Genomic DNA, 15,895 nt, shown 5'->3' on the forward strand with positions numbered 1-15,895 from the left:
GAGTGCCCGGATGCCCGCGCCCCGCCGCCTGTCTCGCCTGTTTCTGCTGGCGCTGCTGGTGTGCGGCGTAGCGGGCTTCTCGGCACTGGGCGTGTGGCAACTTAAGCGGCTGCACTGGAAACGGGCGCTGATCGCGCGGGTGGAGGGCTACTTGCATGCCCCGCCCACCCCGGCCCCACCGCCCGCTCTGTGGCCGACGCTGGACAGCCAGCGCGAGGAATATCGGCGCGTCGTCGTGCATGGCCAGTATGTGCAGGGTGCAGAGACCCGCACCCAGGCCGTCACCGAACTCGGCGCAGGGTATTGGGTGCTCAGTCCACTGCGGACAACACAAGGCTGGGTGGTGCTGATCAACCGCGGCTTCGTCCCTGCGGATGCACAGGCCGCGCCACCGCCTGCCGGGCCGGTGACGGTGCCAGGCTTGCTGCGCCGTAGCGAGCCCGGTGGCGGTTTCCTGCGTACCAACCAGCCAGCACAGGAACGCTGGTACTCCCGCGATGTCGCGGCGATCGCCCGTGCACGCCGATTGCAGCACGTGGCGCCCTATTTCATCGACGCTGCGGCCAATCCCGCTGCGACCGGCTGGCCGCGCCCTGGCATGACGGTGATCCGCTTCCGCAACCAGCATCTGCAATACGCGTTGACCTGGTTTGCACTGGCGCTGCTATCGGCATGGGGCCTCTGGCGGGTGCTGTCGGAGCCGACCCGTTTGCGGCACGATGGCGACCATGGCCACGTCTGATTCCGCCACCTCCGCAGCGCAGACCATCCCAGTCCGGGACTGGCGCAGCAGCGCGCGCGGTAAAAACATGCAGCAGCTGCAGCAGCTGCGCTGGATCGCCATCGCCGGCCAGTTGCTGGCAATCCTGGTGGTGCATGCCGGCATGGGGATTGCGCTGCCGCTGTGGCCGATGTTGCTGGTGCTGGCCGCGCTGTGCCTGGTCAACCTGCTTGGCCCGCTGTACTGGCGACACCTGCACAAGGTACGACTGCGCCACCTGCTGTTCTCACTGTTGGCGGACGTGGCAGCACTGACGGCGCTGCTGCATCTGGCAGGCGGCATCACCAATCCATTCGTGTTCCTGTACCTGCTCCAGGTGGTGTTGGCGGCAATCCTGCTGCCGCTTAAGGCACGCTGGCTGGTGGTGGCGGTCACCAGCCTGTGCCTGCTGTGGCTGGCTGTCACCCCCAGCCCGGTGCGCCTGCCGGCCAACCTGGACGCCGGTCTGGCCGACCGCTACGTGCAGGGGCTGTTGGTGTGCTTCGTGCTGATGGCGGCCCTGCTGGTGATTTTCATGGGCCGCATCGGCGAAATCCTGCGCGCCCGTGATGCCCGCCTGGCCGCACTGCGCCAGCGCGCCATCGAGGAAGAACACATCGTGCGCATGGGCCTGCTGGCCACTGGCGCCGCCCATGAGCTGGGAACACCGCTGGCGACCATGGCGGTGATCCTGGGTGACTGGCAGCATCTGCCGCACTTCACCTCCGATCCCGAGCTGCTCAATGACGTCACCGAGATGCAGGCGCAGGTGTTGCGCTGCAAAGCGATCGTGCGGGGCATTCTGCAATCCGCGGGCGAACCGCGTGGCGAAGCCCCGCATCCAACCGACCTGCACGCCTACATCGAATCGCTGGCCGACCACTGGCGTCAGCGCACCCAGGCCCCACTGGCGCTGCACAACCACATTCGGCCGGGGATCGGCATCGTCGCCGATGACGGCATCCGACAGATGCTGTTCAACGTACTGGACAATGCCCAGGAAGCATCACCCGGCCAGGTCAGACTGCATGCCCAGCTGGATGACGACGCGCTTATGCTCATCGTTGAAGATGACGGCCCAGGATTTGCCGATGCCATCCTGGATCGGCTCGGCACGCCTTATCTGTCCAGCAAGGATGCACCCGGCCGCGGGCTGGGGTTGTTTCTCTCGGTCAACGTGGCGCGCACGCTAGGCGGGAGCATCCAGGCAGAAAACCGGCGCGAGGGTGGTGCCCGTGTGCGTATCCGCATCCCCGTACAGGCGCTGGCCACCGGGACGACCGGGGAGGAGGATCTGGCATGAACACGTCATCACGCCGTCTGTTGCTGGTCGAAGATGATGCGGCGTTTGCGCGCACCCTGGCGCGCTCCTTCGAACGCCGGGGGTATACGGTGCGCACCCTGGACCGGCTGGAAGCCTTGCAGGCCGCGCTGGCCGATGGCGAAACCTTCACCCACGCCGTCGTCGATCTCAAACTGGCAGGCGGCAGTTCCGGGCTGGCCTGCGTCCAGGCGCTGCATGCGCATGACCCGTCCACCATCATCGTGGTGCTGACCGGCTACGCCAGCATCGCCACTGCAGTGGAAGCGATCAAACTCGGCGCCCGCCATTACCTGGCCAAACCCTCCAACACCGATGACATCGAGGCCGCCTTTGCGCGCGAGAGCGGCGACCCCGATGCCGCGCTCGGCGCCCGCCAGACCTCGATCAAGACGCTTGAATGGGAGCACATCCACGAAGTGCTGGCGGCCACCGGCTTCAATATCTCGGAAGCGGCACGCCAGCTGGGGATGCACCGCCGCACCCTGGCCCGCAAACTGGAAAAACGGCGGGTGAAATAAGCCAATGCAACAAAGCCGCTGCCATGAAGCAGCGGCTTTGTTGTCGGGACTGCGGATGCATGCGCCAGTTGACACACGCAACCGCTGCTGGCGCAGTGATCGGCTTAGAGCTTGCGCGCCAGCATCAGTTTCTTGATTTCGGCGATCGCCTTGGCTGGGTTCAACCCCTTCGGGCAGGTCCGCGCACAGTTCATGATGGTGTGGCAGCGGTACAGCTTGAACGGGTCTTCCAACTCGTCCAGACGTGCACCAGTGTCCTCGTCGCGGCTGTCCACGATCCAGCGGTAGGCCTGCAGCAGAATCGCCGGGCCCAGATAGCGCTCGCCGTTCCACCAGTAGCTGGGGCAGGACGTACTGCAGCAAGCGCACAGGATGCACTCGTACAGGCCATCCAGCTTGGCGCGATCTTCCTTGCTCTGCAGGCGCTCGCGATCCGGCGGCGGTGGCGTCTGCGCGCGCAGCCAAGGCCGGATGCTGGCATGCTGGGCGTAGAAATGGGTGAGATCCGGCACCAGATCTTTGACCACCGGCATGTGCGGCAGCGGATAGATGGCGATCTCGTCACCCTTGACGTCCTCGATCGCGCAGATGCAGGCCAGCGTATTGGTGCCGCCGATGTTCATCGCGCACGAACCGCAGATTCCCTCGCGGCAGGAGCGGCGGAAGGTCAGCGTCGGATCGATCTCGTTTTTGATCTTGATCAGCGCGTCCAGCACCATCGGCCCGCAGGACGCCATGTCCACTTCATAGGTATCCAGCCGCGGGTTCTGCCCGTCGTCGGGATTCCAACGGTAGATCTTGAACGTGCGCGGCTTTTTGGCCCCCGGTGCCGGGAAATGCCGACCCTTCTGGACCCTGGAGTTTTTCGGGAGGGTAAATTCAGCCATGGGGTTTGATCTCCCGGATCAGTAAACGCGCTTCTTCGGAGGCACCACCTCGACATCGCCGGTGAGCGTGTACATGTGCACCGGGCGGTAATCGATGCGGGTGTTGCCCTGTTCGTCGAGCCAGCAGATGGTGTGCTTGAGCCAGTGCTCGTCGTCGCGCTCGGGGTAATCCTCGCGCGCGTGGGCGCCGCGCGATTCCTTGCGGTTCTCGGCAGAGACGATGGTCACCAGCGCCTGCCCCAGCAGGTTCTGCAACTCCAGGGTCTCGATCAGATCCGAGTTCCACACCAGCGAGCGGTCGGAAACCCGCACATCGGCGAAGCTGGCATGAATGTCGCGGATCGCCTTGACGCCCTCGGCCAGGCTTTCCCCGGTCCGGAACACCGCGGCGTCTTTCTGCATCGCCCGCTGCATGTTGAGGCGGATTTGCGCAGTCGGCAGGCTGCCATTGGCATGCCGCAGACGGTCGAGGTTGGCCAGCGACTTCTCGCAGGCATCGGCGGCCAGCGACTTGTGCGGTGCGCCGGGCTTGATGGTTTCGGCACACCGGTTGGCCACGGCACGCCCGAACACGACCAGATCCAGCAGCGAGTTGGAACCCAGCCGGTTGGCGCCATGCACGGACACGCAGGCGGCTTCGCCAATGGCGTACAGGCCCGGCACCACCGCGTCGGGGTTGCCGTCTTTGAGCTGCACCACTTCACCGTGGTAGTTGGTGGGGATGCCGCCCATGTTGTAGTGGACCGTCGGGATGACCGGAATCGGCTGCTTGGTCACGTCCACGCCAGCGAAGATGCGGGCGCTTTCGGCGATGCCAGGCAGCTTTTCGTGGATGTCCTTGGGGTCGAGGTGGGTCAGATCGAGATGGATATGATCCTTGTGCTCGCCCACCCCACGTCCTTCGCGGATTTCGATGGTCATCGCCCGGCTGACCACGTCACGGCTGGCCAGGTCTTTGGCGTTGGGCGCATAGCGCTCCATGAAACGCTCGCCATTGCTGTTGCGCAGGATGCCACCCTCACCGCGCACGCCTTCGGTGATCAGGCAGCCGGCGCCATAGATGCCGGTGGGATGGAATTGCACGAACTCCATGTCCTGCAGGCCCAGCCCGGCGCGCAACGCCATACCGCCGCCATCGCCGGTGCAGGTATGCGCGGACGTGGCCGAGAAGTAAGCACGGCCATAACCGCCGGTGGCCAGCACCACGCCATGGGCGCGGAACAGGTGCAGGGTGCCTTCTGCCATGTTGAGCGCGAGCACGCCGCGGCAGACGCCCTCCTCGTCCATGATCAGGTCGAGGGCGAAGTACTCGATGAAGAACTGCGCCTGGTGTGCCAGGGCCTGCTGGTAGAGGGTATGCAGGATGGCGTGGCCGGTACGGTCGGCCGCGGCGCAGGTGCGCTGGGCCGTGCCCTTGCCGTAATGGGTGGTCATGCCACCGAACGGACGCTGGTAGATCTTGCCATCCTCGGTGCGGCTGAACGGCACACCTTGATGCTCCAGTTCGATCACCGCCGGGATGGCCTCACGGCACATGTATTCAATGGCGTCCTGGTCGCCCAGCCAGTCCGACCCTTTGATGGTGTCGTAGAAATGGAAGCGCCAGTCGTCCTCGCCCATGTTGCCCAGCGCGGCGGAAATGCCACCCTGTGCTGCCACGGTGTGGCTGCGGGTCGGGAAGACTTTGGTCAGGCAGGCGGTCTGCAACCCCTTCTGGGCCAGACCAAAGGTGGCGCGCAGGCCGGCGCCACCGGCGCCGACCACCACCACGTCAAATTTATGTTCCTGGATCGGATAGGCAGGCATCTTGGATCAGCTCCCGAGCGCGATGCGCAGCACCGCCAGCACGCCTGCAATGGCGGCCAGCGCACAAATGAAAAGAACCGCCAGCTGGGCCAGCACGGCCAGCAGCGGGGTGTGCACGTAATCTTCGATGATCACCTGCAAACCCAGCCGCGCATGCCAGAACATGCCCAGCAGGAACGCCACCAGCACGCTGGCATTGATTGGATCGGCCACCAGCGATTGCACCACCGCATACTCGGCGCTGCGCAGGCTCAGCAGCATGCCCAGCAGCCACAACCCGGATAGCGCCGTCGCAATCGCGGTCACGCGCTGCCAGATGAAATGGGCGGTTCCGTCCTTGGCCGACCCCAGCCCGCGTGCCCGCTTCAGCGGTGTCTGCATGTTGATGTTCTGGCTCATACCTGCCCCCAGTGCGACAACACAAACGCCCAGCCGATGGCGGTGAGCACCACGCTGCCGATGATCGAAATCCAGCTACTGCGGACGAAATCCGGGATCGCAAACCCCATCCCGCCGTCCTGCAGCAGATGCCGCACACCGTTGATGAGGTGATACGCCAGGGCCCAGGTAAACCCGACCATCAGCAGCCGGCCCAGGGGAGCGGCTAGGCAGGCAGTGAAGGCCTGCCAGCGCTGCTCGCCTCCGGCCAGTGCCAGCAGCGCCCACACCAGCGCCAGGGCTCCGATCGAAAGCAGCATGCCGGTGGCGCGATGCAGGATCGACGACGCCATCTGCGCCTGCCAGCGGTAGATCTGCAGATGCGGTGACAAGGGACGTGCGCGTGCACGGATATCGGGATCGGCCATGATGGGCGCTCTCCGGGCTGGGCGGTCGAAACCGCGTGGCGGGGTGGTTCAAAAGTCGATGCAGCGACCGTTTTTCTCCCAATCGCCATAACGCGTCGGATCCGGCCCCTGCCGACCGCCGATCTCACGCGGCGGGGGCGGAGGCACAGGCGCCTTCTGTACGTCATTGCTTGCCGGTGCAGATGCAGGCTCTGGCTCGGCGGGCGATTGGCCTATGATCGTTGCATTCATGACTACACAAGTGTACGTCCACCTGCCCATGTCCAACAACCTGCAGCCCATTGCCGGACACGACTTCGCCCTGCCCGCACACACCGTCCTGTGCCTGCATGGCGCTGATGCAATGGCGTTTGCCCAGGCGCAGTTCATGAACGATGTCGGCCGGCTGACCGATGGCCAGTGGCAATGGAACGGCTGGCTGACCCCGAAAGGCCGCCTGATCGCGCTGTTTGCACTGCTGCGCCTGGATCCCGAAACGCTATGGCTGCTGCTATTGCCGGGCACCGATGCAGCGACGCTCGCGCAGGCGCTGCAGCGCTACGTGCTGCGCCGCAAGGTGACGATTGCGCCGCAGTCGCTGCCTGTCAGCGCCCGCTTTTCCGCGCCGCAGGACGCCCGCGATGCAACGCTGGCGCAGATCGGGGACGGTGTGATCGAGCTGGACATGAGCGGCGATGGCGGCCCGCGCCGACTGCTGATCGGCGCGACCGGTCTCTGCGATGCACAAGCCGAGGCTGCCTGGGCCCGCGCTGACATGACCCACGGGCTGCCGTGGCTGTCGGAGGCGCAGGCTGGGCAATGGACGCCGCAGCAGCTTTCGCTGCAGCGCCTGAATGCCTTCAGCGTCAAGAAAGGCTGCTACCCGGGGCAGGAAATCGTCGCCCGTACGCATTTTCTGGGTCAGAGCAAACGCGGGCTGGTCCTACTGGAAACCGACTCGCCCATTGCCGTCGGTGCGCCGGTACAGGCAGCTGGCGAGACCATCGGCCAGATCATTGCCACTGCCGCCCCCCTGGCGCTGGCGGTACTGCCCCACGATGCGCCACTGGCGCTGCACAGCGCAGACGGACACCCACTCCAACGCCGCGCCTTGGCCGCCGGGCTGGTGCGCGGATAACGCCCACCTGTTCTCACCCACCCCCAGAAAATCCAACCAGCAACTGCCCGGCGGCACGATGCGACCGGGCGCACGCTTTGGCAGTCGCACCGAAAATGAGAGGTGAACTGCCCAGGGCAACCGGGTATAACGTCATCTGGCGAGGGGTCAGCAAACGACGCAGCAGGCATACGCAAGGCTCAGGCATGGAAACGGGCAAGATGCGCTGGCTGACGTGGATGTTGGGGCTATGCCTGCTCCTGACGGGCGCAGCCGCGCTCGGCCAAACCTCTGCCGCACCTGCTGCCGCACCTGCTACCGCACCTGCTACCGCACCTGCTACCGCACCTGCTACCGCACCTGCTACCGCACCTGCTGCCGCACCTGCTGCCGCACCTGCTGCCTCATCCGCTGCCGCAGCCTCTGGCCAGCCTGTCTCCGCGCCTCCGGCACGGATCCGGGTCGCCGTAGACAACAGCTATCCGCCCTACGTCTTCGTTGCGGACAACGGCACGGTACAGGGGTATCAGGCCGATCTCTGGCGGTTGTTCGAGCGGCATACCGGTATCCACATCGAACTGCTGCCGATGCCCTGGGATGACACTCAACGCGCCGTGCTGGAGCGGCGCGCCGACGTCCTGGACCTGGTGTTTCGCACCCCGGAACGGGAAGACCAGTTCGACTTCTCCGCGCCCTTCGGCTCGACGCCGGTGGGCATCTATGTCAACCGGCGCCTTCCGGGCATCCATGACCTCGTTTCCCTGCAAGGCATGCCGGTCGGGGTGGAACGAGGCGATGCCTGCGCCACGCGCCTGCGCCAGGCCGGCGTACGGCGCCTGCACGAGTACCCGACGTTCCGCGACATGATCCGCGCTGCCGAAGCAGGCGATCTCGGTATCTTCTGCGCAGAGGAAAACCCGGCCAACTACTACCTCTACCGCGCCGGCATCGACGATCGTTTCCAGCGCGCCTTCATCCTGTACGAGGGGCAGTTCCACCATGCCGTGCGCAAGGGGGAACGCGCCCTGCTGCAGCAGATCGCCCAAGGCATGGCTAGGATCCCTGCCCAGGAACGCGCCGCGCTGGCGAAAAAATGGCTGGCACCACCCGACCCGCTGCAACGCTGGCTGCGTCTGGCCTGGCCGGTGGCGGCGGCCATCCTGGGTCTACTGGCCCTGATGGCCTTGTGGATCTGGAGTCTGCGCCGCAGTGTCCGCCAGCGCACCCGCCAGCTACAGGAACGCCAGAGCCAGCTGCAGGCTGTCTTCGACGCCAGCCCGGATGCCATGTGGATTCGGGATCGTGACGGGCATTACCGCGACTGCAATGCCCGCGCCCAGGCACTGCTGGACCAACGCCACACCGAATCCGGCTCCCAGCGTGTGCTGGCAGAGGTCGACGATGCCCGCGTATTCGAGCGCGGCGAACCTAGCACCACGATGGTGGCCATCCCGGATGCAGATGGCCGGATCCATCACCACGAAATCATCAAGGTGCCGCTGCGCGATGCCGCCGGCCAGGTACACGGCCTGCTTGGGGTGGCACGCGACATCAGCGAGCGCCTGCAGCAGGAAACCCAGCTCAAACTGTGGGCGCAGGCGTTCGAACGCGCCGCCTTCAGCATGGCCATCCTGGACGCAAAGACGCTTGCGGTGCAGATGGTCAACCCTGCTTTCGCCCGTGAGCGCGGTTATCGTCCGGACGACATGATCGGCCTGCCACTGGAGGCACTGCATCCCCTGCAGCCCGCACATGAGGCTGCACGCATACGCGCCGCCCTTGCCCAGGGGACGCATACCCTGCTGGAAACCGAGCATGTCACCCGCGAGGGCCGCCGCTTCCCGGTGCAACTGGATTGCTCAGTGCTGTACGACGACACGGGGCAGCCGCACTACGTGGTGATGTATGTGCAGGACATCAGCCAGCGCAAACAGGCGGATGCCGAACTGCGTCTGGCCGCGGTGGCCTTCGAAACACTGGAACCGATGATGGTGCTGGATGACGCGGGCCGGATCCAACGCGTCAATACCGCCTTCACCTTGCTGACCGGCTTCGAGATCGGTGACGTCGTGGGCACGAGCCCGCAGACCTTGTTCCAGCCACGCCAGGACGACGAGGCATTCGAGCGCCTGTGGCCGCGGATCCAGCGCGAAGCCTTTTGGCAGGGCGAGCAGTGGATCGCCGTCAAGCGTGGCTCACCACGCATCGTCCGCCTGGAAATCACCGCCGTCCCGGACGAACATGGCGCCACCAGCCACTACCTGTGTGCCATGACCGATCTCACCGGCGAGCGCGAAGCGCTGGCCCGCGCCGAGCATCTGGCGCTGTTCGACCCGCTGACCGATCTACCCAACCGCAATTTTTTTGCCGATCGCCTGCTGCATACGCTGTCGGCCCCTGAGGTCAGCGCCGCCGCGCTTCTGCTGCTGGATCTGGATCACTTCAAACGGGTCAACGACCTGCGCGGCCACAGCACCGGCAACCAATTGCTGGCGTTCGTCGCCCAGCGTCTGCGCACGCTGCTGGGTGAGTCCGCCATCCTGGGTCGGTTCGATGGCGACACCTTCGCGATCCTGCTGCCCTGCACGGCGTCCATGCCCGCCCTCGACCAGCACGTGCTTGCCAGCGCCGAACGCATCCGCCAGGCGCTGCACGAACCGTTCTGGATCGACAACACAGTACCCATCACCCTCACCGCCAGCATCGGCTGGACCTTGCTGGATCCCGACATCCGCCATGCCGACGATGCCATCAAGCAGGCGGAGCTTGCGATGTATGCGGCCAAGGCCGCCGGTCGCAACCAGGTCATCCGTTTCGATGCATCGATGGCCGACCAGCTGGCCGAACAGGAAGCCCTGGCGCGTGAACTGCTGGACGCACTCGGCCGCGAAGACGGCGGGCTGGCCTTGCACTACCAGTTGCAGATCGATCAGGAAGGCCGCGCCATCGGTGCCGAGGCCTTGCTGCGCTTCACCCGACCGGACGGGCGCATGGTCACGCCGGATCGCTTCATCCCGCTGGCCGAAGAAAATGGCTTGATCCTGCCGCTGGGCGAATGGGTGCTGCAACGCGCCTGCCAACAACTGGCCGCCTGGGCGCACGCGCCACTGACCTGCGCCCTGTCGTTGGCCATCAATGTCAGCGCCCGCCAGTTCGTACAACCGGGGTTCGTGGACGACGTGCGGCGCGCGCTACAAGAAAGCGGCGCCAACCCGGCGCGTCTGGAACTGGAAATCACCGAATCCAGCCTGTTGGGTGATCTCGACCAGATCGCGGAACGGCTGATGCAGCTACAGGCACTGGGCATCCGCATTTCGCTGGACGATTTCGGCACCGGCTACTCCTCGCTGGCCTATCTGGCCAAGCTTCCCCTGGATCAGCTCAAGATCGATCGCAGCTTCATCTGTCACCTGCCAGACGATGCCAGCAACGCCGCCGTCGCCCAGACCATCATCCGCATGGCGCATGGTCTTGGGCTGGACGTGATCGCCGAAGGCGTGGAGACCTCAAGCCAGCGCGACTTCCTGGTCGCCCACGGTTGCCACGGCTTCCAGGGGTATCTGTTCGCCCGGCCGCTGCCGGTCGCCGAGTTCGAGCGGCTGCTGCGCGAGCAGTATCCGCTGCAATGAGTGGCACGTCGGGGCGTATCCAGACCGGCCGCACGCAGCCAGAGCGCCGGAAGCTCACTTTGGAACGCCTGGGCAACGCCATCCTGATGCTGTCAGCCCACGCCCGCCATGGCCGACGAGACGCGCCAACGTGTTCGGAGATTGCCTATCCTTGCCAGGCCAAGGCTTGGGGGCACGCATGGTGACAAGACGCGCCGATGTGGTGGTGGTGGGCGGAGGGCTGGCGGGGATCGTGACGGCGCTGGAACTGCGCCGTGCCGGACGGCATGTGGTGGTGATCGACCGCGACACGCCCGAGCGCTTCGGCGGGCTGGCGCTGTGGGCGTTTGGCGGCATGGCGCTGGTGGACACGCCGCTGCAGCGCCGCCGCGGCATCGCTGACTCGCCCGAGCGCGCGCTGGCCGACTGGCTGCGCTTTGGCGAGCTCGACCCAGGCGACACCCATGCCGTGGCCTGGGCGCGCCGCTATGTCGAGCGTTCCTGCCCGGACGTGTATGACTGGCTGCGTGCGCATGGCCTGCGTTTTCTGCCGGCGGTCAACTGGGTGGAGCGCGGCCGCAACGGCGACGGCAACACCGTCCCGCGCTACCACATCGTCTGGGGCACATCGCGCGAACTGACGCGACGGATGATCGCGGCCTTGCACGCAATCACAGCGCCCGGCTCGCTCACCGTACTGCATCGCCACCGGGTCACAGCCCTGCAAACCCGAGCCGGTCGCATCAGTGGCGTGCTGGCACAGCAAACCCTTGGCGGCGCCGAGGTGACCGTGGACGCCGATGCGGTGGTGCTGGCCACCGGCGGCCTCAATGGCAGCCACGAAGCATTGCGCCGCCACTGGCCACCGGAGCGGCCGCTGCCGACCGAGCTGCTCAACGGCGCGCATCCGTTCGCCGATGGCCAGATGCACGACGAAGCAGCCCGGCTGGGCGCGCAGATCGTCCGTCCCGGCGAGATGTGGAACTACGCCGCCGGCATCCCCCACCCATTTCCGCATTTTCCCGGCCACGGGCTGTCGCTGATTCCCTGCAAATCGGCGCTGTGGCTGGATCACACGGGCCGCCGCATCGGGCCGGAACCGTTGGTCACCGGCTTCGACACCCATTGGCTGTGCCAGCGCGTGGCCGAACAGGCAAAACCCTGGACCTGGCAGCTGCTCAACTGGCGCATCGCGATCAAGGAATTCGCCATCTCCGGCGCGGAACACAACCCCCGCATCCGCGACCGCCAGTTTGTGCGCTTCATGCTGGAAACACTCCTGGGCAATACCCGCCTAGTACGGCAGATGCAGCAGGAAAGCCCACATTTCCTGGTCGATGACACGCTGGCGGGCCTCGCGGACAAAATGAACGCGCTGACCTGCTCGCACGACATCGACCCGGCGGTGCTGCAGGCCACGGTGGACGCCTTCGACGCGCACTTCGCCCCCGGCGCCAACCCACAGGACGACTGGCAGGTGCGGCGGATCCTGCACGCCCGCCAATGGGGGCCAGACCGCCTGCGCACCTGCAAACCCGCCCCGCTGCAACTGCCCGGTGCCGGCCCCTTCATCGCCATCCAGACCCGGCTGATCACCCGCAAGAGCCTGGGCGGGCTGCGCACCGACCTGCACAGCCGGGTGCTGGATGCCAATGACGCGCCGATCCCGGGCCTGTACTGCGTGGGCGAAGCCGCCGGTTTCGGCGGTGGCGGCGCCTGCGGCAAGCGCTCGTTGGAAGGCACCTTCCTGCCCGGCTGCATCCTCACCGCGCAGGCCGCTGCCCGATCCATCACCGGAGTCTGATGCCATGAACGGAGCACACGCCCTGCTCAAAACCCTGGCCGATGCTGGCGTCGAGGTCTGCTTCACCAACCCCGGCACCAGCGAGATGCACTTCGTGGCCGCGCTGGACGCGGAGCCACGCATGCGCGCCGTGCTGTGCCTGTTCGAAGGCGTGGCCACCGGTGCTGCCGACGGCTATGCACGCATGGCCGGAAAACCCGCCGCGACCCTGCTGCACCTGGGGCCGGGTCTGGGCAACGGCCTGGCCAACCTGCACAACGCCCGCAAGGGCAAGGTACCGGTGCTCAACATCGTCGGCGACCATGCCACCTACCACGTACCGCTGGATGCGCAGCTACAGTCCGACATCGAAACCGTGGCCCGCAACGTCTCGCCCGGCTTCGTGCGCACCGCACAAGACACGGCAACGCTGTGCGCCGATGCGGTGGATGCAATCCGTGCGGCACGCGGCCTGCCCGGCCAGGTGGCCACGCTGATCCTGCCCGCCGATGTCAGCTGGAGCGAAGGCGGCACGCCCTGCCCGCCCCCGCCGCCGCCCGCACCGTCGGCGGCGGACGACGCCACCGTGGCGACCATCGCCAGCGCCATCCGCAGCGGCGGCAACGCCGCACTGCTGCTGGGCGGTCAGGCCCTGCGCGAGCCGGGCCTGCTGGCCGCCGCACGCATCGCCGCCCACTGTGGCGTCAAGCTCTTCTGCGAAGTGTTTCCGACCCGGCTGGAGCGCGGCGCCGGCCTGCCGGCGCTGGAGCGGATCGCCTACCTAGCCGAACTGGCCACACTGCAGCTCACTGGCATCGAACACCTGGTGCTGGTCGATGCCAAGCCGCCGGTGTCCTTCTTCGCCTATCCCGGCAAGGCCAGCGAGTTGGTGCCCGCCGGCTGTACCGTGCATGTACTGGCAACCCCCGCCCAAGATGCCGTGGCCAGCTTGGAAAAGCTTGCCGCCGCGCTGGGCGCAACACAGGCCGTGCCCGCGCTGCAGCCCGCCGCACGCCCCTCACGCCCGCGCGGCCGCCTCACCGCCGCCAAGGTCTGCAAGGCCGTCGGTCACCTGCTGCCGGAGCGCGCCATCGTCATCGACGAGGCCATCACCTCCGGCCTGCTGCTGGGCACGATGACCGCCGGTTGTCCGCGCCATGACCTGCTCACCCTCACCGGCGGGGCGATCGGGCAAGGCCTGCCCAACGCAGTGGGCGCCGCCATTGCCTGTCCGGATCGCCCAGTGATCGCGCTGGTCGGCGACGGCAGCGCGATGTACACCCTTCAGGCGCTGTGGACGATGGCCCGCGAGCGGCTCGACGTCACTACGATCATTTTCAACAACGCCAGTTATTCGGTACTCAACGTCGAACTGGAGCGCGTGGGCGCCGACACCACCCCAGGCCCCAAGGCCCGCTCGCAGCTCGACCTCGATCACCCACGGCTGGACTTCTGCCGGCTGGCGCAGGGCATGGGCGTGCACGCGGCCCGTGCCGACACCGCGGAAGCCTTCTGCAAGGCGCTGGAATACGCCCTCGCCCAGCCGGGCCCGCACCTCATCGAAGCCGTGGTGCCGGAGTCCCTGGGCGGCGCCAAGCGCCGCCTGCTGCCGTGGCTGCTGCGCTCGCTGCCCCATCTGCCGCTGCCCGTGGCGCGGGCACTCAAACGCAAGATTGCCCCGTGAAACAAGGAGGTGTCTGTCCTGACACGCCTGTCCTGTGTTCCAAAAAAAATTGCGGCACGTCCCTGTGCCGCCGCGATACCGCCCATCTGCAGTATCGACACAATGGGCACATGTGCAGCGTGCCCGACCCACGGGGAATGTCTGTGAAAACTCTCCCGATGTCACGCCATGCCGTAGTGCTTGCACCACAGCAGCAGCACCGAACCGCTTCCGTGCAACACATGGCGATGGATATGACCTGCCGACCCTCCCGTCAGGATCACCCCATCCCCTGGCGCCAGGGTCTGCTCGCCTTTTCCGGTATCCAGCGTTATCGCGCCTTCCAACAGGAACACCAGCCAGGATTCACGGATCGCGCTAAATAACACCATTGATCCAGCCAGCGACCGCTGCCAGCACTGGACATCGCACTGCCCGTGCGGCCAGGTCACGTCGAGGACACGGCATGGCCCGTCGGGAAGCAGTACCTGTAACGGGCGATCACCGGCACAACGAGCCATCCCCAACGGCACCTGCAGCCTGTGAACGTACCCGTCATTGACCTGCAGCTGCTGGCCCGCCAGTAGCACCAGCAACCTGTCACGATGCGACTCGGCGGGCAACACCGCATCCCCCGACAGTTCCCACTGGACAAGATGCATCGCTGGAGCGGCACCGCCTTCGCCGCTGAGGATCGTGGTCTCCCAGCCTGCGCCCCCGTCCACCGGAACGCGCGGACATTCGTCCGCGCGCAGGACATGCAAGGGTGCGAGCGAGGCACCAGGCCTCGCTGCACACCGAACATCGCAAACCGTGTTCATCGCCGGGCTACCGGAGCAAGCAAAGCCGGCTTGGCCGCCGGCGACGGCTGAGCAGCCCGGGGTACCAGCTGTGCCGCAGCCGGGCGCAGGTTGCCAACGGTGATCCGGTCACGGTTCTTCTCGACCGTCTTCAGGCCGATCCCTTTGACCAGGGCCAGCTGATCGACGCTACGGAATGCGCCGTGGGCCTTGCGGTACTCCACGATCGCCTGTGCCTTGGCCGGCCCGACATTGACCAGGACACGATCAATGGTGGCAGCATCGGCGGTGTTGATGTTGACGACCTCGGCGGCGCCGGCAGCGCCCGCCAGGGCCAGCGACAGGATCAGCGACGAGACGAGACTGGAAAACAGCTTCATGGCCTAACTCCTCAGGTTGGTGGGCTTCCTTGCCGGAGCGGGCATCGCATCCGGTGTGCACAGGGTGCCGGGCCGGATGGGCACACACTATCGGCACCTCGACTGTGTGACAGCCTCACTTTTTCGGCTCCATCGCGTCTGGTGTGGAACGGGCCGCCGGATGATGTCAGCCTTGGCGGATGCAAGAACAACTCTTCACCCAGGCTTTGGGGCTGACGCCGCCGTGGGCGGTAGACAGCGTGTCGTTTCGTCCGGATGAGGGGGCGATCCACTTCGAGGTGTCGTGCGATACGGCCCGGCTGGCCTGTCCGGTCTGCGGGGCGGCGGACCAGCCGGTGCACGACCGGGTGGAGCGCACCTGGCAGCATCTGCACTTCTTCCAGTTCAAGGCCTTCATCCACTGCCGGGTGCCGCGCGTGGCCTGCCGCGAGTGCGGCAAGACCTCGCAGGCGCCGGTGCCGTGG

General features: G+C 66.3%; 15 protein-coding genes. 8 read left to right on the forward strand and 7 right to left on the reverse strand.

Annotated elements, in window-relative coordinates; all coding sequences use genetic code 11:
• Positions 1–10 precede the first annotated feature (10 nt).
• Genes BUA29_RS04745 through BUA29_RS04755 form a run of 3 tightly spaced genes read left to right on the forward strand, consistent with a single transcriptional unit; the run spans position 11 to position 2,602 of the window.
• Complete coding sequence (locus BUA29_RS04745; RefSeq protein WP_072755467.1) at positions 11–742, forward strand: SURF1 family protein; 732 nt, start codon at positions 11–13, stop codon at positions 740–742.
• Complete coding sequence (locus BUA29_RS04750) at positions 729–2,063, forward strand: ATP-binding protein (RefSeq protein ID WP_072755486.1); 1,335 nt, start codon at positions 729–731, stop codon at positions 2,061–2,063. Before BUA29_RS04745 ends, BUA29_RS04750 begins: the two co-directional genes overlap by 14 nt.
• Entirely contained in the window at positions 2,060–2,602 is a 543-nt protein-coding gene (locus BUA29_RS04755) for a response regulator transcription factor (protein WP_072755468.1), read from the forward strand. Before BUA29_RS04750 ends, BUA29_RS04755 begins: the two co-directional genes overlap by 4 nt.
• 104 nt (positions 2,603–2,706) lie before the next feature.
• On the opposite strand, the gene BUA29_RS04760 is transcribed toward BUA29_RS04755, so the two are convergent.
• From BUA29_RS04760 to BUA29_RS04780, 5 genes are all read right to left on the reverse strand, one after another.
• The gene (locus tag BUA29_RS04760; RefSeq protein ID WP_072755469.1) at positions 2,707–3,489 is read right to left on the reverse strand and encodes a succinate dehydrogenase iron-sulfur subunit; all 783 of its coding nucleotides are present in this window, start codon (positions 3,487–3,489) and stop codon (positions 2,707–2,709) included.
• 18 nt (positions 3,490–3,507) lie between these two features.
• On the reverse strand, positions 3,508–5,295 hold the full coding sequence (gene sdhA / locus BUA29_RS04765) for a succinate dehydrogenase flavoprotein subunit (RefSeq protein WP_072755470.1): 1,788 nt from the start codon (positions 5,293–5,295) through the stop codon (positions 3,508–3,510).
• Between the two features lie 6 nt (positions 5,296–5,301).
• On the reverse strand, positions 5,302–5,694 hold the full coding sequence (sdhD, locus tag BUA29_RS04770) for a succinate dehydrogenase, hydrophobic membrane anchor protein (protein ID WP_072755471.1): 393 nt from the start codon (positions 5,692–5,694) through the stop codon (positions 5,302–5,304).
• On the reverse strand, positions 5,691–6,086 hold the full coding sequence (sdhC, locus tag BUA29_RS04775) for a succinate dehydrogenase, cytochrome b556 subunit (RefSeq protein WP_143148809.1): 396 nt from the start codon (positions 6,084–6,086) through the stop codon (positions 5,691–5,693). The genes sdhD and sdhC overlap by 4 nt, the downstream gene beginning before the upstream one ends.
• Before the next feature lie 63 nt (positions 6,087–6,149).
• A complete protein-coding gene (locus BUA29_RS04780; RefSeq protein WP_425443765.1) occupies positions 6,150–6,470 on the reverse strand; it encodes a DUF1674 domain-containing protein in 321 nt (106 codons plus the stop codon).
• Between BUA29_RS04780 and ygfZ the strand changes: the two genes are divergently transcribed.
• The 4 genes from ygfZ to BUA29_RS04800 all read left to right on the forward strand — a co-directional run bounded on the left by ygfZ (position 6,361) and on the right by BUA29_RS04800 (position 14,272).
• Positions 6,361–7,218: a CAF17-like 4Fe-4S cluster assembly/insertion protein YgfZ gene (ygfZ, locus tag BUA29_RS04785; protein WP_072755473.1), complete on the forward strand. Its 858-nt coding sequence runs from the start codon at positions 6,361–6,363 to the stop codon at positions 7,216–7,218. The genes BUA29_RS04780 and ygfZ overlap by 110 nt on opposite strands.
• Positions 7,219–7,418: 200 nt before the next feature.
• On the forward strand, positions 7,419–10,826 hold the full coding sequence (locus BUA29_RS04790) for an EAL domain-containing protein (protein ID WP_143148806.1): 3,408 nt from the start codon (positions 7,419–7,421) through the stop codon (positions 10,824–10,826).
• A 178-nt stretch (positions 10,827–11,004) separates the two neighbouring features.
• Positions 11,005–12,609, forward strand: coding sequence for an FAD-dependent oxidoreductase (locus tag BUA29_RS04795; protein WP_072755475.1), 1,605 nt, complete (start codon positions 11,005–11,007; stop codon positions 12,607–12,609).
• A gap of 4 nt (positions 12,610–12,613) precedes the next feature.
• Positions 12,614–14,272, forward strand: a complete 1,659-nt coding sequence (locus BUA29_RS04800) for an acetolactate synthase large subunit (RefSeq protein WP_072755476.1) — start codon at positions 12,614–12,616, stop codon at positions 14,270–14,272.
• A 161-nt stretch (positions 14,273–14,433) separates the two neighbouring features.
• On the opposite strand, the gene BUA29_RS12215 is transcribed toward BUA29_RS04800, so the two are convergent.
• Together BUA29_RS12215 and BUA29_RS04810 are read right to left on the reverse strand one after the other, a co-directional pair.
• Entirely contained in the window at positions 14,434–15,072 is a 639-nt protein-coding gene (locus BUA29_RS12215) for a HutD family protein (protein WP_084602351.1), read from the reverse strand.
• Positions 15,069–15,431: a ComEA family DNA-binding protein gene (locus BUA29_RS04810; protein ID WP_072755478.1), complete on the reverse strand. Its 363-nt coding sequence runs from the start codon at positions 15,429–15,431 to the stop codon at positions 15,069–15,071. The genes BUA29_RS12215 and BUA29_RS04810 overlap by 4 nt, the downstream gene beginning before the upstream one ends.
• 179 nt (positions 15,432–15,610) lie before the next feature.
• Between BUA29_RS04810 and BUA29_RS04815 the strand changes: the two genes are divergently transcribed.
• A partial coding sequence (locus BUA29_RS04815; RefSeq protein ID WP_143148807.1) for a transposase family protein occupies positions 15,611–15,895 on the forward strand: 285 nt, incomplete at its 3' end.

Source organism: Thermomonas hydrothermalis (assembly GCF_900129205.1).
GTDB lineage: Bacteria > Pseudomonadota > Gammaproteobacteria > Xanthomonadales > Xanthomonadaceae > Thermomonas > Thermomonas hydrothermalis.